The sequence below is a fragment of the Aestuariivirga sp. genome (assembly GCF_046093005.1).
Classification (GTDB): Bacteria; Pseudomonadota; Alphaproteobacteria; order Rhizobiales; family Aestuariivirgaceae; genus Aestuariivirga.
On record NZ_JBJTER010000023.1, the window covers coordinates 1 to 19785 of the forward strand.

Annotated in this window: 18 protein-coding genes and 1 pseudogene; 13 read left to right on the forward strand and 6 right to left on the reverse strand. The window is 64.3% G+C overall.

The features are described 5' to 3' along the window. Positions 1 to 1737 (forward strand): lytic transglycosylase domain-containing protein (locus tag ACKOED_RS01250; protein WP_408914757.1); only part of this gene is annotated, 1737 nt, incomplete at its 5' end. Positions 1738 to 1745: 8 nt separating this feature from the next. Then, positions 1746 to 2609 carry an alpha/beta fold hydrolase gene (locus tag ACKOED_RS01255; protein WP_408914758.1) on the forward strand — a complete coding sequence of 288 codons (864 nt, stop codon included), beginning with the start codon at positions 1746 to 1748 and terminating at the stop codon, positions 2607 to 2609. A gap of 273 nt (positions 2610 to 2882) precedes the next feature. Here ACKOED_RS01255 and ACKOED_RS01260 read toward each other — a convergent pair whose 3' ends face one another. Then, complete coding sequence (locus ACKOED_RS01260) at positions 2883 to 3473, reverse strand: ABC transporter substrate-binding protein (RefSeq protein ID WP_408914759.1); 591 nt, start codon at positions 3471 to 3473, stop codon at positions 2883 to 2885. Between the two features lie 75 nt (positions 3474 to 3548). Further along, complete coding sequence (locus tag ACKOED_RS01265; protein ID WP_408914760.1) at positions 3549 to 4157, reverse strand: phospholipid-binding protein MlaC; 609 nt, start codon at positions 4155 to 4157, stop codon at positions 3549 to 3551. A 180-nt stretch (positions 4158 to 4337) separates the two neighbouring features. On the opposite strand from ACKOED_RS01265, the gene ACKOED_RS01270 reads away from it, so the two are divergent. From ACKOED_RS01270 to ACKOED_RS01290, 5 genes are all read left to right on the forward strand, one after another. Further along, a complete protein-coding gene (locus tag ACKOED_RS01270; protein WP_408914761.1) occupies positions 4338 to 5324 on the forward strand; it encodes a metalloregulator ArsR/SmtB family transcription factor in 987 nt (328 codons plus the stop codon). Further along, complete coding sequence (metF, locus tag ACKOED_RS01275; protein WP_408914762.1) at positions 5321 to 6202, forward strand: methylenetetrahydrofolate reductase [NAD(P)H]; 882 nt, start codon at positions 5321 to 5323, stop codon at positions 6200 to 6202. Before ACKOED_RS01270 ends, metF begins: the two co-directional genes overlap by 4 nt. Before the next feature lie 373 nt (positions 6203 to 6575). After that, complete coding sequence (locus tag ACKOED_RS01280; protein ID WP_408914763.1) at positions 6576 to 8012, forward strand: hypothetical protein; 1437 nt, start codon at positions 6576 to 6578, stop codon at positions 8010 to 8012. A 493-nt stretch (positions 8013 to 8505) separates the two neighbouring features. Continuing rightward, positions 8506 to 9906, forward strand: coding sequence for a porin (locus tag ACKOED_RS01285; RefSeq protein WP_408914764.1), 1401 nt, complete (start codon positions 8506 to 8508; stop codon positions 9904 to 9906). Positions 9907 to 10025: 119 nt separating this feature from the next. Beyond that, entirely contained in the window at positions 10026 to 10883 is an 858-nt protein-coding gene (locus ACKOED_RS01290; RefSeq protein WP_408914765.1) for a serine protease, read from the forward strand. Positions 10884 to 10985: 102 nt separating this feature from the next. Here the strand turns inward: ACKOED_RS01290 and ACKOED_RS01295 are convergent, their stop codons facing one another. Beyond that, entirely contained in the window at positions 10986 to 11441 is a 456-nt protein-coding gene (locus tag ACKOED_RS01295) for a c-type cytochrome (RefSeq protein ID WP_408914766.1), read from the reverse strand. A gap of 129 nt (positions 11442 to 11570) precedes the next feature. Here ACKOED_RS01295 and ACKOED_RS01300 point away from each other — a divergent pair, with 129 nt between their 5' ends. From ACKOED_RS01300 to ACKOED_RS01310, 3 genes are read left to right on the forward strand one after another with little or no spacing between them, the layout of a single operon-like run. Further along, positions 11571 to 11903 (forward strand): hypothetical protein, encoded by a 333-nt coding sequence (locus ACKOED_RS01300; protein WP_408914767.1) that lies wholly within the window; start codon positions 11571 to 11573, stop codon positions 11901 to 11903. A gap of 22 nt (positions 11904 to 11925) precedes the next feature. Then, entirely contained in the window at positions 11926 to 12615 is a 690-nt protein-coding gene (locus ACKOED_RS01305) for a TerB family tellurite resistance protein (RefSeq protein WP_408914768.1), read from the forward strand. Continuing rightward, positions 12612 to 13331: an N-acetylmuramoyl-L-alanine amidase gene (locus tag ACKOED_RS01310; protein ID WP_408914769.1), complete on the forward strand. Its 720-nt coding sequence runs from the start codon at positions 12612 to 12614 to the stop codon at positions 13329 to 13331. Before ACKOED_RS01305 ends, ACKOED_RS01310 begins: the two co-directional genes overlap by 4 nt. Positions 13332 to 13722: 391 nt before the next feature. Here ACKOED_RS01310 and lepA read toward each other — a convergent pair whose 3' ends face one another. Both lepA and ACKOED_RS01320 read right to left on the reverse strand, forming a co-directional pair. Next, positions 13723 to 15525: a translation elongation factor 4 gene (gene lepA / locus ACKOED_RS01315; RefSeq protein ID WP_408914770.1), complete on the reverse strand. Its 1803-nt coding sequence runs from the start codon at positions 15523 to 15525 to the stop codon at positions 13723 to 13725. 76 nt (positions 15526 to 15601) lie between these two features. Further along, a complete protein-coding gene (locus tag ACKOED_RS01320) occupies positions 15602 to 16450 on the reverse strand; it encodes a 23S rRNA (adenine(2030)-N(6))-methyltransferase RlmJ (protein ID WP_408914771.1) in 849 nt (282 codons plus the stop codon). On the opposite strand from ACKOED_RS01320, the gene uvrB reads away from it, so the two are divergent. Genes uvrB through ACKOED_RS01335 form a run of 3 tightly spaced genes read left to right on the forward strand, consistent with a single transcriptional unit; the run spans position 16436 to position 19320 of the window. Further along, positions 16436 to 18817 carry an excinuclease ABC subunit UvrB gene (gene uvrB, locus ACKOED_RS01325; RefSeq protein ID WP_408914772.1) on the forward strand — a complete coding sequence of 794 codons (2382 nt, stop codon included), beginning with the start codon at positions 16436 to 16438 and terminating at the stop codon, positions 18815 to 18817. The two genes, ACKOED_RS01320 and uvrB, sit on opposite strands and share 15 nt — an antisense overlap. 51 nt (positions 18818 to 18868) lie before the next feature. Then, positions 18869 to 19069, forward strand: a complete 201-nt coding sequence (locus ACKOED_RS01330; RefSeq protein ID WP_408914773.1) for a hypothetical protein — start codon at positions 18869 to 18871, stop codon at positions 19067 to 19069. Next, positions 19069 to 19320, forward strand: a complete 252-nt coding sequence (locus tag ACKOED_RS01335) for a type II toxin-antitoxin system RelE family toxin (RefSeq protein ID WP_408914774.1) — start codon at positions 19069 to 19071, stop codon at positions 19318 to 19320. Before ACKOED_RS01330 ends, ACKOED_RS01335 begins: the two co-directional genes overlap by 1 nt. 325 nt (positions 19321 to 19645) lie before the next feature. Here the strand turns inward: ACKOED_RS01335 and ACKOED_RS01340 are convergent. Further along, positions 19646 to 19785: pseudogene (locus tag ACKOED_RS01340) on the reverse strand (IS5/IS1182 family transposase); the annotation flags it as partial.

A 19785-nucleotide genomic window follows, 5' to 3' on the forward strand; every position in this document is an offset into this window, starting at 1 on the left:
CTTGTTGCCCATCGCCTCCTGCGCGCGGCCGGTCCAGTAGCCGGCCCTCGCCTTTTCGGTGCGGCTTTCGGCCAGTTCGAGACGGTATGGCTGAACGCCGAAATCACGCCCGAGCTCGAAAAAGCCGTGGCCTCCGAATTCGGCAAGATGCTGGACGCCGATGACCACAAGCGCCGGTTGTGGCGGCTGGTCTATGCCCAGGAAACCAACGCCGCGATCCGCGCCGCCAAGCGCTTATCCGGCGATTACCAGACGGCCGCGGCGGTGGCCCAGAAACTGATCCGCCGCGAGAGTGGCGCCGACAAGCTCTATGCCAAGCTGCCCGCCGCCATGCGCGAGGCGCTGGCCATGAAATACGCCTTGACCCGCTATTATCGCAGCACCGAAAACTACGCCAAGGCGCGCGCCATTCTGCTCGAGGTGCCGGCCGACAAGGCCAAGATGGGCGATGCCGGGGCCTGGTGGGTGGAGCGGCGCATCGTGGCCCGGCACTCGGTCGGGATCAGCCATACCAAGTCCGCCAAAGCCGGCTACCAGATCGCCCGCGCCCACGGCTTTGCCGAGGGCGAGGAGGCGCTGGAAGGCGAGTTCCTGGCGGGCTGGATCGCGCTCCGCTACCTGAAGGACCCCGAAACCAGCCTCAGGCACTTCCAGCGGCTTGCCGAACTGGCCGAAAGCCGCACCGAAAAGGCGAGGGCCGGCTACTGGACCGGCCGCGCGCAGGAGGCGATGGGCAACAAGGCCGAGGCGAAGGCCGCCTATACCGCTGCCTCGCGTTATTCGACCGTCTATTACGGGCAGCTGGCGCGCGAGAAGATCGGGCTGGGCAAGGTTCCCGAGGAAATCGAGAGCGGCAAGGCCTCCGGCGCGGCGGAAGCCAAGGTCGCGAAGGATGAGGTGGTGCGCGCCTTCGAGATCATGGCCGAGGCCGCCGACGACAGTGCGCTCTATATGTTCCTGTGGTCCTTCGCCAACCGCTTCGAGAACACCGACGAAATGAACGCGGTGGCCAGCATCGTGTGGCGGGAGGGCGGCGCCACCATGGCGGTGCGCCTCGCCAAGGCCGCCGCGCAGCGCAACATCGACATCGACTCGTGGGGCTATCCGATCCGCGCGCTGCCGGACTGGAAGCAGATCGGCAAGCCGGTCGAACGGCCGCTGGTGTTCGCGCTGGCCCGGCAGGAGAGCGAATTCAACCCCAAGGCCGGCAGCCGGGTCGGCGCCCAGGGCCTGATGCAGATCATGCCCGGTACCGCCAAGCTGATCGCCAAGCAGCACGGCATCAAGCATTCTCCGGACCAGCTGATGGACCCCGAATACAATGTGAAGCTTGGCGCCGCCCATCTCGGCGATCTCATTGCCGACTACGGTGGCTCCTACGTGCTCACGCTGGTGGCCTATAATGCCGGGCCGCGCCGCGTGCGCGAATGGCTGGCGGAATATGGCGATTTCCGCGCCGGCGAGGTTGATCCGATCGACTGGGTCGAATCGATCCCGTTCCAGGAAACCCGGCAATATGTGCAGAAGGTCATGCAGAACCTTCATATCTACCGCTCCAGGCTCGCCCCCAAGACGGTGCGGCCAATGACGGCGGATCTGATGCGCGGCGCGCGCACCGACAGCCTCAGCGTGGCGTCGACCTCGGCGCCGGCCGAGATTGCCAGCGAGGCGGAGAAACCGGCGGAGCCGGACTGCGCGCGCAAGTCGCTGACCAGCCTGATCACCGGCTGCGACTGAGCCCGGCTTTGCCGTTCACCGAGCATTTTGTCACCGCCGCCGACGGCACCCGCCTTTATGCGCGAGACTATGGGCCGCCAGGTTCACCCCTGACGCCCGCCATCTGCCTTCCGGGCTTCTCCCGCAATTCAAGGGACTTCGAGACCCTAGCGCCCCGTCTCGCGGAGACCCGCCGGGTGGTCACGATCGATTTCCGTGGCCGCGGCCGGAGCGGCCGGGCCGATCCCGCCACCTACCGGCCCGATCAGGAGGTGGCCGATACGCTTGCGGTAATCGACCGGCTGGGGATCGCGCGCTTCGCGGTGATCGGCACCTCGCGCGGCGGCATCGCGGCGATGGTGATGGCGGCGCGCGCCATGCCGCGCATGGCCGGCGTGTTGTTCAATGACATCGGCCCGCGGGCTGAAACGGCAGGCCTGCTGCGCATCCGCGGCTATCTGGGCGAGGACCGGACGGTTTCGACCTGGGAACAGGCGGTGGCGGCGGTGAAAGCCGCCAATCCCGGCTTTCCCGGCCTCAGCGAGGCACAATGGCTGGCTTTCGCCCAGCGTCTCTTCCGCGAGGAGGCCGGCGTGTTGCGCGCCGATTACGACCCCGCCCTGGCTGCCACCTTCCCAAGCGCTTCCGACATCGAAGCCGGAAAAGTGCCGGAACTCTGGAAGCTGGCCGGTCTGCTGGCGAATGTGCCCGCCCTCGTGGTGCGGGGAGAGAACTCCGACATCCTGAGCGCCGCGACCGTGACGGCCATGCACGCGCACCTCAGGCGACTGGACAGCGTGACCGTGAAGAACCGCGGCCACGTGCCGTTTCTCGATGAGCCGGAGAGCCTCGCCGCCATCGACCGCTGGCTGGCGGCGGTGGATAAGGGTTAGAGCGGCGGGTGATCGATTGAATGCAGGTGTTCCAAGCAAACACTCGCGTCATTGCCCGGCTTGAGCTGGCAATCCTCTTCGCGGCGGCGGCAAGAACATGCCCGGATCAAGTCCGGGCATGATGAGCATTGTGTGGTTTGAGATGCGAATAACTGATCGCCCGCGGCCCCAGTGCGCGGCGGTCCGCCGCCCATGCGCCACATGGCTGTTCGCGGTCTTCATCGAGCGATTACCCCCGGCATCGCGGCCGAACACCGCCGTGCCGGTTCTCTTCTAACGGTTGAGCGCCGCCACGAGCTCCGCCACGTTGCCGTTCCGCTTCGAGAGAAACGATGTGAAAATGCCGCGCTGCAGATAAATCAGCGAGAAGCCCAGGACTTTGGCGTCCGCCACCTTGAAACCGCCGCCGCTTGGCGACAGACGCCACACGACCGTATAGGACTGGCCGTTCATCAGGAACACTTTGGTCTGGATGTTCACGTCCTTGCCGTCTTCCCTGGCCTCGCCGATCTCATATTTGGCGACCACATATTCGCGTGACTGGTCGGCGAAATAGCGCGCCATGAACGTGGCGGTTCCGGCGTAATAGGCCTTCTTCTGCCCGGCTGGCAGCTTGGAACGGTATTGGCCAAGGGAGTAATCGGCGATGCCCGCCACGTCGGCGTGGCGGAGAATGGCGCGCTTAAAGCTGGCCACCGTACCCTGGCGGTGGGCGTTGAGCATGTCCTTCGCCACTTTGCGCATGTAGGAGAGCGCCGGACCCGAGGCTGCCGCCAGTGCTGGCGCGGCCAGCAGCGAAAGCGCGCCGGTGAGCGCGGCGCGGCGCGTCAAGACCGCCTGCTTGGATAACCGGAGTTTCGGCATGATTCGCTTTCCGCAGATCATCTCCACTTCGCATATCGGAGACGATCGGGGGCCGTCAACACGGCCGGCCCGAAGCTACCAGGTTTCCGCCTCGCGCAGTTCCGCGAACAGCGGGCCGAAATCGCCTTTGGAGGCTTTCAGCACCTTGCTGAACCTGTCCTTCATGGCGATGGTCAGCCACACGCCCTTGATGTTGACGTCATTGACCCGGAACCCGCCGCCTGACGACGCCAGCCGCCAGCGCACCTGCTCGCGCCCGCCGCTGCCGGTAATCTGGCTCTGGATCACCGTAAATTTGCCCTGCTTACTGGTAGAGACGATTTCCAGCTCTGTGCCGCGGAAATCCTCCACGTAATAGACGAACAGCGCCGCGGCGTAGTTGCTCACCAGCTGGTAGAATTCTTCACGCTTGCCGGCGGGCAGCTTCCTCGCATAGGGGCCCAGCGCATAATCGGCGATGGCTTTGATGTTAACGTAACGGTTCATCAGCGCCGCGAACTTGGAACGCAGCGCTGGTCCTTTCTTTCCTTGATTGGCAAGATTCATCACGTCCTTGGCGATGCGGGTGACATAGTCCTCAGCCGCCGTACTCGCCGCTGCCGGCCCGTTCATCCCCAGGAACGCTGCCGCAGCTGTGATCAGCAGCTGACGTTTGCTCAGCCGCCAGTCATCCCCAACGCTCATCGAACCTCCATCTCAGGGCCAGCGCGATAGTGGCCCCTGTCTTAATAGTGGTGAAAATCTGCGCAAATGCAAGATGCTGCTCAACAAAACCTTGCGTCACAAATGGCTTGAAAGATTTCTTCATGGGTGCCGTTGCAATTCATATAAAGATATGTTTATATGATTATAAGGATTGGCGAGATGGATGAGTTACTGTCGGGACTGCGCGCCGCCGCCGAAGCCACGCGGGTGCGTATCCTGTTCATTTTGGCCCATGGCGAGGCCAATGTCAGCGAACTGACCCAGATCCTGGGCCAGAGCCAGCCGCGCGTCAGCCGCCACCTCAAGCTGATGGCCGAAGCCGGGCTGATCAGCCGCCACAAGGACGGAAACTGGGTGCTGTTCCGGCTGCGCGAGCAGGACATGGGCGCGGCCCTGGCCCGCGCCATCGTCGACCTGCTGCCCGGCGCCGATCCGGTGCTGGCCGGCGACCTGGCGCGTCTGGAGGAGATTCGCGCCCGCCGGGCCGAGGCCGCCGCCCGCTATTTCGCCGAGAATGCTGCGCGCTGGGAGCAGTTGCGGTCGCTGCATGTCCGCGAAGAAGACGTTGAGCAGGCCATGGTCCGCCTGGCGGGAAGCGATTCGATCCGCCTGCATGTCGACCTCGGCACCGGCACTGGCGCGGTGCTGCGCCGGTTTGTCGCCCGCGCGCAGCAATCGATCGGCATCGATTCGAGCCGCGACATGCTGGCCATCGCCCGGGTCAACCTTGCAAAGGACGGCGTCCGCCATGCCCAGGTGCGGCACGGCGAGATTTATGCCCTGCCTTTTCCCGATGGTTTTGCCGATTTCGTCACCATCCACCAGGTGATGCACTTTCTTGAAGACCCCGCCCGGGCGCTGGCAGAGGCGGCGCGTATTCTGGAGCCGGGCGGCCGCCTGTTGATCGTCGATTTCGCGCCTCATGAGCTTGACGAGCTGCGCGCCGAACACGCCCATCGCCGCCTTGGCATTGCCGCCGAGCAGATGGCGCAATGGCTGGCGCGCGCCGGCCTCGCGCTTGCCCAGCACGATGTGCTGCCGCCGCCGTGGCGGCCGCAGGGCAAGGGCCTCACCGTTTCGCTTTGGCTCGCCACCGCGCCTGAACCCGCGCAGGCGGCCCCCACCAGGAAAGATCGCGTCAGATGATCGCTTTCGCCGAGGACGTTTCCGGCATCTCCGTGTCCTTCGAGTTCTTTCCGCCAAAACCCGAAGCCGAGGACGGTTTCTGGCGCACCATCGCCAAGCTCGAAACCGTGGCGCCGCGTTTCGTCTCCGTTACCTATGGCGCCGGCGGCACAACGCGGGAGCGCACCCTGGCCACCGCCGCCCGCATCGCCCAGCGCACCGGCCTCAAGCCCGCCGCGCATCTGACCTGCGTCGGCGCAAGCCGGGCGGAGGTCGATGCCACGGTCAGGGATTTCGCGGCGGCGGGCGTCCGCCACATCGTGGCCTTGCGCGGCGATCCGCCAGGCGGGTTGGGCAATCGCTTCACACCGCACCCCGAAGGCTATCGCAACGCCGCCGATCTGGTGCGCGGCATCCGCGCGCTGGGAGATTTCGAGATTTCGGTCTCGGCCTATCCCGAACGTCACCCCGAGTCGGTGTCGATTGAGGAAGACCTGGCCTTCATGGCCGACAAGGCGGAGCATGGCGCAACCCGCGCCATCTCGCAGTTCTTCTTTCATAACCCCTTCTTCCTGCGGCTGCGCGACCGCATCGCCGCGCGCGGCATCGGCATCGAGCTGGTGCCGGGCATCCTGCCCATCACCTCCTTCACGCGGGTGAGCGAATTCGCGGCCAAATGCGGCGCGCATATTCCACCGGCCCTGGCCCGCCGCTTCGAGGGCCTGGACGATGATCCCGAAACCCGCAACCTGGTGGCCGCCATGGTGGCCGCGGAACAGGTTGATGCGCTGCGCCGCGAAGGCGTGACGCATTTCCATTTCTACACCCTGAACCGCGCCGAACTGGTCTATGCCATTTGCCGGGTTCTGGGGCTGGGGCACCTCAGCCGCGCTGCCTGATCCATCCCGCGCCCGCCATCCGCCCGCTCGCAATAACCCGGATCAAGAACCGGCCTGACTGAAACCGAGCCTTTCAGTTGCATCGTGCGCGAACGCAAATCAGCGCCAGGCGAATCAGGATTTGGGCGGGACCAACAATCGTTTTCATATACACTTCAGTCTATGAAATTGATTTCATTATCTTTTTCAGCCGCAAAACTGTGGCATTCGCGCAACGACGGGCGACAAACTGGGCATCAATATGCATTCGAAAGTTGCTTATTCGGCCGTTTGAGATGACAACAACGCCATGCCCGATCTGATCGTGCATTCCTTCCGGATCCGTTTGCAGGGGATGGGGGGCTACTCAAACTCCAAGCTTGGGAGAACCATAATGAAGTCAATTAAGCTGGCGCTCATGGGCGGTGCGGCTCTCGCCGTAACCTCCGCTGCTGCTCACGCTGACGATCTTGATGCCCTCAAGGCCCAGATCGAAACCCTCAATGCCCGTGTGGCCGCCATGGAAGCCGCACCCGCGGTTCCCGCCGGTTACAGCCTGCTGGCCATTTCGGAAGGTCCGCGGGTCGTCACCCCCGGCCTGAACGACACGGCGTCGACCATTGCCGCGTTTGGCGACAAGGCGACTTACATCAGCGTTCTGCCGACGGCTGACGCCCCGGCTGGCGCCACCATCACCTGGTCAGGCTATGCCCGGGCTGGTCTGGTCTACAAGGACTCCACGACCGACTTCAAGGTCAAGAACAAGGAGACCGGGGAAGAGGTTGAGCCGGAAGATTCCGGTGACTCCGACGATACGGATGTGCTGGCCCGTGGTCAGATCCGCGTAACGGCTTCCACCGACACGGCGGTCGGCGAAGTGGGCGTGGACATCCGTCTGCGCGCCAATTTCGACGGTAACGGCAACGGCGACGTCTATTCCGACGTAGCCTGGGGCTATTGGTCGATGACGCCGGAACTCACCTTCGGCGGCGGTTATGCCGGTTCGCTGGGCAACATCGGCTACGGCTATGACGGCGCCTGCACCTGCTACTACACCGACAATGCGGACGTGGCCTTCAACCCCGGCGACGTGACGCAGTTCCGTCTGTCCTACGCCTCGGGTCCGTTCTCGATGGCCGCCGCGCTGGAAGACGCATCGATCAACGGCGCGTTTGTCGGCGACTCCGGCAACGAGGGTATTCATGCCAACAAGCTCGGCGCCGCCGGCGAGATCAAGTACTCCGGCGATATCTTCAACGGTGAAATCGCCGGCGTGTGGCGCGCGCGCGACGACAACAAGGCGACCGTTGACGGAACGGAGTATGAGGCCGACTGGACTGACCTCTGGCAGATCGGTGCCGGTATGGCGTTCTCCCTGGGCGACATCGCCACGCTGTCGCTGGCGGGCGCCTTCGGTGAAGGTCCGTTCGAGTCGGTGGCCGGCAGCGGCAGCAATGATGCTGGCGAAATCACCTCTGCGATCCCCTACAATCAGTCCTGGTGGGGTGTGTCCGGCTTGATCTCGGCCAACCTGACGGATGCGATCCATGCTGAAGCCGCAGTCGGCTACAAGAGCCGCGACGGAGACAGCGCCTCGATCGAAACTGTTGAGGCTGGTCTCCTCACGACCGACGGCATCGACTGGGATCAGTGGGCGGTGCTCGGTGGCCTCTATTATGATCCGGTCGACCAGCTGACGCTGGGTATCGAAGCGGAATACTATTCCACCAATGAGTCGGCGGACATCACCAATGAGGCCGGTGAGGAGTTCCGGGTGACGTCCGATCCGACCAACTTCTCGGTCGATTTCGTCACCGTCTGGCGCTTCTGATCCTGCCACGATCCTCTGAGGAACGGCCCGCTTCGGCGGGCCGTTTTTTGTTGTCTGCCAGGCGTGGGACCATCCGGCCCATGGCTGGGCGCGGGGTCTGCTGCCGCCGCACAAGCGGTCTGCGCGGTTTGATGATTCGGCGGGCAAGCCAGAGTTGCACAATGGTTAACGGCGTTGGATTGCAGTCGTTGCCGGTCGCCGCCGATACGCCGCTGGCCTGGCCCGGGAGCTGGTCAGCTTACCCTTTGTCTGTTTAAAAACTTGATAGTAATAAGCTTTTCGCCCTGGTCTGCGGCGGTGGCGGGCCAATTCTCACTGTGGCAATTGAGTCACATCGCGCTGCAAAGTGGCCTCTGGCCCCCCGTCTCTCGTTGACCGGCAATCGGTTTCAGTAGACAACGATTGCATGCCCGACCTCGTCGAGCATTCCTTCCGGATCCGTTTGCAGGGGATGGGGGGAGCTACTCAAACTCCAAGCTTGGGAGAACCAAATATGAAATCGATTAAGCTGGCGCTTATGGGTGGTGCGGCTCTCGCTGTCACCTCCGCTGCCGCTCACGCTGACGATCTTGACGCCCTCAAGGCCCAGATCGAAACCCTCAATGCCCGTGTGGCTGCCATGGAAGCCGCTCCCGCGGTTCCCGCCGGCTACAGCCTGCTCACCATCTCTGAGGGCCCCCGGTCTGAGACCCCCGGTCTGCCGCTGACCTCTCAGGAAGCTGCCGGCTACGGCAATGAGGCGACCTACATCAGCGTCCTGCCGACGGCTGACGCCCCGGCTGGCGCCACCATCAGCTGGTCGGGCTACGCCCGCGCCGGTGTCCGCTACGTCAATACCAAAGACGATCTGTCACTGAAAGACGCCAACGGTGAGGAACTTGAGGTCTCTGGCAGCACAGACTCCGACGACACCGACATTCCGGCCCGCGGCCAGCTGCGTGTGAAGGCCTCGACCGACACCGCGGTCGGCGAAGTGGGCGTGGACATCCGTCTGCGCGCCAACTTCGACGGCAACGGCAGCGGCGACGTCTATTCCGACGTAGCCTGGGGCTATTGGTCGATGACGCCGGAACTCACCTTCGGCGGCGGTTATGCCGGTTCGCTGGGCAACATCGGCTACGGCTATGATGGCGCCTGCACCTGCTACCTGACCGACAGCGCTGATGTCGGCTTCAACCCCGGCGACACGACGCAGCTGCGTCTGTCCTACGCCTCCGGTCCGTTCTCGATGGCCCTCGCCGTCGAAGACGCGACTGTGAACTCGGGCTGGGTTGGCAACGGCGGCAACACGCCCGCTCACGGCACCCAGCTGGGCGCCGCCGGTGAGGTCAAGTACTCTGGCGACGTCGTGAATGGCGAGGTCTCCGGCGTTTGGCGCGACCGCGAGGAAAGCCCCTTCGGCGGTGATGCGCTCTGGCAGATCGGCGCTGGCCTGGCGTTCTCGCTCGGCGACATGGCCTCGCTGTCTCTCGGCGCGGCCTTCGGTGAAGGCCCCTTCGAACTGGTGGCCTCCAACTCCAGCCCGAATGGTGGTGAAATCACCAATGCGCTCCCGATCAATCAGTCGTGGTGGGGCATTTCAGGTCTGGCCTCGGCCAACCTGTCGGACTCGATCCACGCTGAAATCGGCGCCGGTTACAAGTCCCGTGACGGAGACAATGCCGAGCTGTCGGACGGTACGGATACGTTCGATACCGATCTCGACCGCACCTCTTGGGGCGTGTTGGGCGGCATCTACTACGATCCCGTCGATCAGCTGACCCTCGGTATCGAAGCCGAGTACTGGGAGAACAAGACCGACGGCTCCTTCGAGCTGGAAGGCGATCCGGCTGGTGATCTCGAATTCACCAACCAGAACTTCCAGGTTGACTTCGTGTCGGTCTGGCGCTTCTAATCGAGATTCATCTCTGTGTGAACGGCCCGCTTCGGCGGGCCGTTTTCTTTTGCTATTGCCTGTCGCGCGCCATTTCAGCGCCCTATTCTGTGCTAAGAAGATCGCTGATCGGTCATTTCATGCTTACTTTCCGTCGTCCGCCGTTCATTCTCTGCTGCCTCGCGCTGGTGCTTGCCGCCTGCGAGTCCGGAGGGGGCGTGGACCTTGAAAGCCGCAACTTCAATGTGCAGCAAACTTCCGTGCCGCCGGGCGAAGCGACGGCCAGCACGGAGCAGGTAGCCCGGCTGGTGCGCCGCTCGGGGCCGAGCTATGTGACCATCATCGTCTCAAAGACGGTCGCCCCGGATGCGCAGGACAAGGACAACCGCCGCGGCAGGCCCGTCGCCTCGGGCAGCGGCTTTGTGGTTGACGGGACCGGCTATGTGATGACGGCAGCCCATGTCGCCAAGCGCGAAGGCAACGTGGTGTCGGTCCGCGCCGCCAACGGCCGCGTCTATTCCGGCGATGTGGTGGCGCTGAACGCGGGCAACGACATGGCCATCATCCGGCTGCGGGGCTTTTCCGGCAAGGCGGTGACGCCCGCCGACAACAAGTGCCTGGCGCGGGGCGCCTTCGTCTATTCCCTGGGCCGCCCGCATGAGCAGGGAGATACCGCGCGGCTGGGCGAGTTCGAATCGCAGAGTTTTGGCCAGACCGTGCGTTACAGCGGCGCTGACGCCAAGTTCGGCTACCCTGACGCCATGGTGCTGCGGCTTTCAACCCAGAAGGGCGAATCCGGAGGCCCGCTGTTCGATGCCAATGGCAATCTGGCCGGCATGGTGGTGAGCACGCTGTATGACAACAACACCGGCAAGCCGCTGAATCTGGCCCATGCCGTTCCGTCCCGCACTCTGGCCGGCTTCCTGTGCTCTTCCATCCAATGCTCGGCTGAATGGCGCGCGCTCGCCAGCGGCGCTGGCGACAACTGCCCGGCCTGAGGAAAGAGAACCGGCTCCGCCGTAGCGCTTTCCAATCTCCTGGCCGCGCGCCGGGGGGAGGGGAGGGAGAGGCGAGGGCGGTTGGCTTCCGCCGAGGGTCTCCTACGGCGCCTGGATGCTCTTGAGGTAGAGCACCAGCGAGGCGATCCGGTCATTGACGATCAGTTCGCGCGCCTTGCGGTCAATGTCAAGGGAGGCCGCTTCGGCGTCGAACCAGTCGCCCCACACTGGCATGTCGCGCATGCCGTGCACCTTAACCTCGGCGCGGCCGTCGATCACCTCCGTCACCCGCGCCTCGGGAAACTGGCCGCCATCGCGCTTCGAAAGCTCCGTAAGATCGGGCACTGCCAGGGTCAGGAATTCGCCGATGGTGCCGTCGCCCCTGGCGCCCACGCCATGGCAGGCGGCGCAGTAATTGATGAAGTCCCGCTCGCCCAACTCCAGGCTCACGCCTTCGCTGAGCAAGGTGTTGGCCGACGTGCCATTCGCATCCGCGTGCCCCACGCCACCCACCGCCAGAACCGCTATCATCGCCGCTATTGCCCATTTGTTCAGCATCGCATGTCTCCCTCGATCGCCATCAGCATGGCCAGGCCGACCGGCACCCGCCTTGACCTCCGTCAATAGCCGATTCGGGCTCCGGCGGCGCTGTTGCAATTCCCGGCCATCCAGCGCATATCAGCCGCCATGGATCAGGAAATCATTAAGCCCGAGGCCCCTCCAAAGGCCGGTTCGCAAGGCTTCAGCCGGGCGGGCGGCCTGATGGCCGCGGTCGGCGCCACCTTACTGATGCTGTGCTTCACCGGCTCGGCCATGGTCGCCACCGTCTGGGCCTTCGCCAAGCTCATCGGCGTTCCCGACTTTGTCACGTATGCGGTGATGGCCGCTGGCATCGTTCCGGTCGTCTGGGTCACCGTGTGGACGGCTGGCCGCGCCTGGCATGTGGAGCGCCTGCTGGCCTCGCAGCAGGACGTCGACGTGCCGGTGTTCAACATGACCTATTACTTCAAGCAACGCTGAGGCCTCCGGCGCCTCGCCCGGCATGTCGGTCTGGATACGCATCACCGAAACCCTCTCCGCCATCGGCGCATCGGTTGGCGCCTTCCTGCAAGCGCTCGCCGCCAGCAATCCCACGCCGCCGGAGAAATCGGTCGGCTTCACCATCGGCATGATAGCGCTCGGGGCCAAGATGGCCAAGGCCGATGGCGTGGTCACCGCGGACGAGATCAAGGCCTTCAAGCAGGTTTTTCAGGTGCCGGAGAGCGAACTTGCCGGCGTGGCCAGGGTGTTCAACCTCGCCAAGCAGGATGTGGCCGGTTACGAGACCTATGCGCGCCAGATCGCCCGGCTGTTCGAGGCCCGCCATGAAATCCTTGAAGACGTGCTGGACGGTTTGTTCCACATCGCCAAGGCCGACAACGCCTTCCACCCGGATGAGAATGGCCTGCTCGCCGACGTAGCCCGCGTCTTCGGTTTTTCGGACTCTGACTTCGCCCGCATCCGGGCGAGGCACGTGGCGAGCCCGCGGCACGACGATTATCTGATCCTCGGCGTTCCGCGTGATGCCACGACGGAAGCGATCCGCCGCCGCTACCGCGAACTGGTGCGCGACTATCACCCGGACCGTCACATCGCCGCCGGCGTTCCCGCCGAAATGATCGCCATCGCCACCGAGCGCCTGCAGAAGGTGAACGCCGCCTATGCCCGCATCATGAAGGAACGCGCCCCGTGACCGGCAAGGCGCCGCCCATGCGCCGCCGCGCGGCCGTCAATTTCGAGCCGCGGCGGCATGGCCGCGCCGTCGATATGATCGTTCTGCATTACACCGGCATGGACAGCGCCGCGGCGGCCTGCGATTTGCTGTGCGGCGCTGATGGCAAGGTCTCCTGCCACTATCTCGTCGACGAGGACGGCACGATCACCGCCATGGTGGGCGAGGAGTTCCGCGCCTGGCATGCCGGCGCTTCCTTTTGGAAAGGCGAGACCGACACCAACTCGCGTTCGATCGGCATCGAACTCCACAATCCCGGCCATGGGCCGTTCTACCGCGATTTTCCGCGGCCGCAGATGGAAGCGGTGGCCGGTCTGTGCCTGGATATCATGAGCCGCCACGCCATTCCGCCGCGGCATGTGCTCGCTCATTCCGATGTAGCGCCGGGCCGCAAGATCGACCCTGGCGAGCGCTTCCACTGGCGCTTCCTGCATGCGCAAGGCATCGGCCATTGGACGCCACCCGCGGAGCCCGACGCGGCGCCGCTTTCCACCGCCGGGCTCCTGGAATTCCAGCGGCTGCTCTCAGCCTATGGCTACGACATCGCCATCACCGGCCTCGTAGATGAGCGCACCCGCAAGGCGACAGACGCCTTCACCCGTCATTTCCGGCCGGCGCTGGTGACCGGCGTACCGGATATCTCGGCGCTGCGCACGGCAAGGCGGCTCGTGGGCTGATCGGGGCTGGCGAGGTCCGGTCTCTCAACCTCCGCATGCCACCGCTTGACCGTGACATCTTCTCTGGCCGCAGCGTCTGTGATGATGGCCGGGTCAAGCCCGGCCATGACGAGCGGGGGAAACCTCCACAAATTCGTCATGCCACGGCGCGACCGTGGCATCCTCTTCGCTCCAGCACCCGTGATGATGGCCGGGTCAAGCCCGGCCATGACGAGACGGGGAACGGCGCGACAGCGGCATCCTCTTCGCTCCAGCGCCCGCAATGAACGACAGGAAGACCAGCTCTACCAGGCCGTCCTCTTCGTGGCGGACGGAAGACAATGCCTGCATCACGTCCGGGCCTCGTGAGCACTATGTGGCGCGAGATGCCCGCAATTGAACGCTTACAATGCTAATTCGCATCCATCTTCAGCGCCGAGATGAAGGCCTCCTGCGGAATCTCGACCTTGCCGAACTGCCGCATCTTCTTCTTGCCTTCCTTCTGCTTGTCCAGAAGCTTGCGCTTGCGGCTGATGTCGCCGCCATAGCACTTGGCGGTCACGTCCTTGCGCAGCGCCGACAGCGTTTCGCGGGCCACGATCTTGCCGCCGATCGCCGCCTGAATCGGAATCTGGAACATGTGGCGGGGGATCAGGTCCTTCAGCTTCTCGCACATCACCCGGCCGCGCTGCTCGGCCCGGCCGCGGTGCACGATCATCGCCAGCGCGTCGACCGGCTCGGCATTGACCAGGATGCCGAGGCGCACGAGGTCGCCCTCCTCATAGCCGATCATCTTGTAGTCGAAGGAGGCATAGCCGCGCGAGACGGATTTCAGCCGGTCATAGAAATCGAACACCACCTCGTTCAGCGGCAGCTCATAGACGACCATGGCGCGGCTTCCGGCATAGGTCAGCTGCTTCTGGCGGCCGCGCCGGTCCTCGCAGAGCTTGAGGATGGCGCCCAGATAATCGTCCGGCACCAGGATGGTGGCCTCGATCCACGGCTCCTCGATCGATTCGATCAGGGTCTGGTCGGGCAGATCGACCGGATTATGCAGCTCGATCTGGCTCCCATCGCGCAGGTTCACCTTGTAGATGACGGAGGGCGCGGTGGTGATGATGTCGACGTTGAACTCGCGTTCGATCCGTTCACGGATGATTTCGAGATGGAGCAGGCCGAGAAAGCCGCAGCGGAAGCCGAAGCCCAGCGCGGCCGAGGTTTCCATGTCATAGCTGAAGCTGGCGTCGTTCAGGCGCAGCTTGCCCATGGCGTCGCGCAGGTCCTCGAAGCGCGCCGCGTCGACGGGGAAGAAGCCCGCGAACACCACCGATTGCGCCGGGCGGAAGCCGGGCAGCGGCGTCACGTCGAGGTTCTTCTCGTCGGCGACGGTATCGCCCACCCTGGTGTCGGCCACCTGCTTGATCGAGGCGGTGAAGAAGCCAATCTCGCCTGGTCCCAGCGCGTCAACGCTTTCCTTCTTGGGCCTCGACACGCCGAGCCGGTCGATCTGGTAGACGGCGTCGGTCGAGACGAGCCTGACCTTCATCCCCTTCTTCATCACGCCGTCGACAATGCGCACCAGCACCACGACGCCGAGATAAGGGTCATACCAGCTGTCGACGAGCAGCGCCTTCAGCGGCGCGTTGCGCTCGCCCCGGGGCGGCGGCAGCCGGTGGACGATGGCCTCGAGCACGTCGGGCACGCCGACGCCGGTCTTGGCGGAAATCGGAATCGCGTCCGAGGCGTCGATGCCGATCACATCCTCGATCTGCTGGCGCACCCGGTCCGGTTCGGCGGCGGGAAGATCGACCTTGTTGAGGACCGGCACGATCTCGTGATTGTTGTTGATGGCCTGGTAGACATTGGCCAGCGTCTGGGCCTCCACACCCTGGCTCGCGTCAACCACAAGGAGCGAGCCCTCGCAGGCGGCGAGCGAGCGCGACACTTCATAGGCGAAGTCCACATGCCCCGGCGTGTCGATCAGGTTGAGCACGTATTTCTCGCCGTTCCTCGCCGTATAGTCGAGGCGCACCGTATTGGCCTTGATGGTGATGCCGCGCTCGCGCTCAAGGTCCATCGAATCGAGGATCTGGTCCACCATCTCGCGGTCGGAAACCGCGCCGCACAGCTGGATGAGCCGGTCGGCCAGCGTCGATTTGCCATGGTCGATATGGGCAATGATGGAGAAATTGCGGATGTGGGCGGTGTCGGTCATGGCCGGGGGTTTGACATCCGCCCCCCGCGAGGTCAAGCCGCAGCGGGCGCGACACATTGGAGGCGGTTTCAGGCCCTCATTTGGGCGGTGAAATCCACGCGACCGTGGCCTGGCCCCAGTTGCCGAGGCCCATCCGTCCGGCAAGGGCGGGAATCATCACCCGCAGCTCCGCGTCGAGCCGCCAGGGCGTGTTGACGATGGCGAGGCCGGAGCCAGCAAGCCCGCCGCCCGCGAAGGCCTCCCGCACCCGGAGTTCCACCTTCAGCACCGCATCCGCGCCAAGCCCGGCAACACCCGCCAGCACGGTCTCCGCCGTCGCATCGGCCTTCAGCGGATACCACAGCACGAAGATGCCCTGGGCAAAGCGCTGCAGGCCTTGCGCCAGCATGCGGACCGATTTCTCCGCCTCGTTCGCCGCCTCATAGGGCGGGTCGATGAGGATGATGCCGCGCCGCTCCGGCGGCGGCAGCCTGGCCTTGAGGCAGGTTTCGGCATCCATGCTGGTGACGTCAGCGCGCGGCTCGCGCAGGAAATGCCGCTCGAGAACAATCGCGTCCTGCGGGTGCAACTCGTTGGCGGTGAGGCGGTCATCATCGCGCATCAGCCGCAGCGCCAGGTCCGGCGAGCCCGGATAATAGCGCAGGCCGCCTTGCGGGTTGAGCGCCGCCAGCACCGCCCGATAAGGCTGAAGCAGCGCCTCGGTTTCCTGATCGAAGGGCGCTTCCAGCTTGCCGATGCCGCCCTGCGATTCGCCGGTCTTGCCGGCCTCGATCCCGGCAAGGTCATAGACACCGGCCCCGGCATGGGCATCGATCAGCCGGAACGGCTTCGGCTTTTTCTTCATGTGCTCGATAAGCCGCACCAGCACCGTGTGCTTCAGCACATCGGCGTGGTTTCCGGCGTGATAGGCGTGGCGGTAGTTCATGCGCCGCTGTCATGCCAGACCGCGCTGGGTTTGGCTATCGCGCTTGGCCTGACCGCCCGCAGCGTCTATATCTGGCCGGTCATGGGACACTCACGCCAGGACGGCGGCTTCGCGGAAGCACCGCAGCCGCTCATCGACGGCTCCGCCGAACCCTTCACCGGCGGGCTTGGGCCGTTGCGCCCGGAGTTCGTGCCGCTCGCCGGTTTCACGCCGGTCAAGCCGCCGAAGCCGCCCAAGGCGCCGGGCAAGCGGCTGCGCATCGTCTCCGAGTTCGCGCCGCGGGGCGACCAGCCGCAGGCCATCGCCGAGCTGGTGGCCGGTGTGGCCCGCCACGAGCGTGACCAGGTGCTGCTGGGCGTCACCGGCTCGGGCAAGACCTTCACCATGGCCAAGGTGATCGAGGCCACCCAGCGCCCGGCCCTGATCCTCGCGCCCAACAAGACGCTGGCCGCCCAGCTCTATGGCGAGTTCCAGAGCTTCTTCCCGGAAAACGCCGTGGAGTATTTCGTCTCCTATTACGACTACTACACGCCCGAGGCCTATGTGCCGAGGAGCGACACCTATATCGAGAAGGAATCGGCCATCAACGAGCAGATCGACCGCATGCGCCATTCCGCCACGCGCTCGCTCCTCGAGCGCGACGACGTGGTGGTGGTGGCCTCGGTCTCCTGCATCTACGGCATCGGCGACGTCGAGACCTATTCGGCCATGGCCTTCGCGCTGAACAAGGGCCAGCGCATCGCCCAGCGCCAGCTGCTGGCCGATCTCGTGGCGCTGCATTACCGCCGCAACGACCAGAATTTCGTGCGCGGCGCTTTCCGGGTGCGCGGCGACACGGTGGAGCTGTTCCCCTCGCATTTCGAGGACCGCGCCTGGCGTCTCTCGATGTTCGGCGACGAGATCGAGCAGATTTCCGAATTCGATCCGCTCACCGGCCAGAAAATGGCCGAGCTCGACCAGATCAAGGTCTATTCCAATTCGCATTACGTGACGCCGAAGCCGACGCTGGAACAGGCGGTGGCCCGCATCAAGAACGACCTGCGCCTCAGGCTCAACGAGTTCAACGCGGCCGGCCGCCTGCTGGAGGCCCAGCGCCTCGAACAGCGCACCATGTTCGACATCGAGATGATGATGGCCACCGGCTCCTGCGCCGGCATCGAGAATTATTCGCGCTATCTCACGGGCCGCAAGCCGGGCGAGCCGCCGCCCACCCTGTTCGAATATCTGCCCGACAACGCGCTGGTGTTCGTGGATGAAAGCCACGTCACCATTCCGCAGATCGGCGGCATGTTCAGGGGCGACTTCAACCGCAAGGCGACGCTCGCCGAATATGGCTTCCGGCTCCCCTCCTGCATCGACAACCGGCCGCTCCGCTTCGAGGAATGGGACGCGATGCGGCCGCAGACCGTCTGCGTCTCGGCCACCCCCGGCGGCTGGGAGATGAAACAGACGGGCGGCGTCTTCGCCGAGCAGGTGATCCGCCCGACCGGCCTCATCGATCCGCCGGTGGACATCCGCCCGGTGAAGGACCAGGTCGACGATCTGGTGGCCGAGTGCAAGGAAACCGCCCTCAAGGGCTACCGCGTGCTGGTCACCACGCTCACCAAGCGCATGGCCGAGGACCTCACGGAATATATGCATGAGCAGGGCATCCGGGTGCGCTACATGCATTCCGACATCGACACGCTGGAGCGCATCGAGATCATCCGCGATCTGCGGCTCGGCGCCTTCGACGTGCTGGTGGGCATCAACCTCCTGCGCGAGGGACTGGACATTCCGGAATGCGCGCTCGTCGCCATTCTCGACGCCGACAAGGAAGGCTTCCTGCGCTCCGAGACCTCGCTCATTCAGACCATCGGCCGCGCCGCGCGCAACGTCGATGGCCGGGTGATCCTCTATGCCGACAGCATCACCGGCTCGATGGAGCGGGCGATCGCCGAAACCGACCGCCGCCGCGCCAAGCAGACGGCCTACAACAAGGCCAATGGCATCACCCCGCAATCGGTGAAGAAGAACATCGGCGACATCCTGAAGAGCGTCTACGAGCAGGACCATGTGCGCGCCGACGCCGGCCTGATGGAAGACGGCGCGCCGCTGGTGGGCCACAATCTGGCGAAGGTGCTGGCCGACATGGAAAAGCGCATGCGCGAGGCCGCCGCCAACCTGGAATTCGAGGAAGCCGCCCGGCTGCGCGACGAGGTGAAGCGGCTCAAAGCCGTGGAACTCGCGGTGATCGACGATCCCACGGTGCGCCAGTCCAACATCAAGGACGCCACCGCCGCCTGGCCGCAGCCCAAAGGCGAACGCCGCGCCAGTTCGACGGCGGGGAAACCGGGCACACGGGCGTATCGGGGGAAGAAGAGGTGATGCAGCCCCGCCCTGTGGAAAGCTTCCACTGTCCATGCTATTCTGTCGTTTATGACCAAGCTTGAGAAAATCGAACAGGAGATCGCCAGCCTCACCCCCGGTGAAGTTGCCAAACTTGCCCAATGGTTTGCCGCGTTCCAGGCCGATCTATGGGACAAGCAGATCGAGACCGACGCCAGGGCCGGGCGTCTTGACAGGCTGGCGGACCAGGCAATTGCCAGCCACCACGCGGGCAAGACGCGCCCGCTATAATGCATTTCACGTCAGCGGATTTCTGGCAGCTCTATGACCGGTTGCCGGAGAACGTCAGGCGGCTCGCGGACAAGAACTTCGAACTCCTGAAATCCGACCCGCGCCACCCGTCCCTCCGGCTCAAGAAAGCCGGCCGCTATTGGTCCGCCAGAGTTGGCGACAATTACCGGACGCTGGCCGTTGAGTCCCCCGATGGCCTTATCTGGTTCTGGATCGGCACCCACGCCGACTATGACCGGCTGATCGGATAAGGCCAGCGGCCAGGGCTGCATGCCAGGCTGAAGCGACTGAAACCAGTGGAATTCGCGGTAACCGGCAACCCGGCGGTGCGGCATGAACTGCAGGACGCCGAAGGCCGCTTTCCGCACCGGCATACCCAAGTCTCAACCAAAGCAGAAGCAGATAGCAGAACCCCAGAAACTCGACAAATAACTCGCCGCCTTATCCGCGTCAGCGAGCGGCAACCGTCAGGTGATTACCGTTCTTGTACATACTGTTCTTGTACAGCAACTGTTGGGTGACTACTGTTGTTGTGCAAATTGTTCTAACGCTCAAAAATTATGAGCTTTGGGCGTCTTAGGTGGTGTTGACAAAGTGTCTGCACCAGAGGCGTGCTGAGGCGATGAGAACGAAACCGAGATAGCTTTCTGTTGTCTTGTCGTATCGTGTTGCAAGCCTACGGGAGTTCTTGAGTTTGTTGAAGCAGCGCTCGATCA